Genomic DNA, 547 nt, shown 5'->3' with positions numbered 1-547 from the left:
TGGGCGCGTTTGCAGGGGCACGGGCCGGGTTGCGTCCGGTGGATGTGGCGTGGTCGTTGGTGCGGTCGCGTTCGGTGTTCGAGGACCGTGCGGTGGTGCTGGGTGGGGATCGGGACGTGTTGTTGAGCGGTCTTGGCTCGCTGGCCCGGGGGGAGGTGGTGTCTTCGGTGGTGCGGGGTGTTGCCTCGGATGTGGGCCGGACGGTGTTCGTCTTTCCCGGTCAGGGTGCTCAGTGGGTCGGGATGGGGCGGGAGCTTTTGGAATGCTCGCCGGTGTTTGCGGCGTCGTTGGAGGCGTGCGGGGCGGCGCTTGAGCCGTTTGTCGGGTGGTCCGTGCTGGAGGTTGTGCGCGGTGCTTCGCCGTTGGATCGGGTGGATGTGGTTCAGCCGGTGTCGTGGGCGGTGATGGTCTCGCTGGCGGCGTTGTGGCGCTCTTGTGGGGTGGAGCCTTGTGCGGTGGTGGGTCATTCGCAGGGTGAGATCGCGGCGGCGTGTGTGGCGGGTGGGCTGTCGTTGGAGGACGGCGCTCGTGTGGTGGCGCTGCGCAG

At 68.6% G+C, this 547-nt stretch carries 1 protein-coding gene; it reads left to right on the top strand.

The annotated features are described in order from the left end of the window. The coding region (locus IEY86_RS36085; RefSeq protein ID WP_189136110.1) for an acyltransferase domain-containing protein at window positions 1–547 on the top strand (547 nt) is incomplete at both ends.

Origin of the sequence: Wenjunlia tyrosinilytica (genome assembly GCF_014646055.1) — a bacterium.
GTDB lineage: Bacteria > Actinomycetota > Actinomycetes > Streptomycetales > Streptomycetaceae > Wenjunlia > Wenjunlia tyrosinilytica.
The sequence above is the reverse complement of the archived record's forward strand: the minus strand, read 5'-3'. Positions and strand labels throughout refer to the sequence as shown.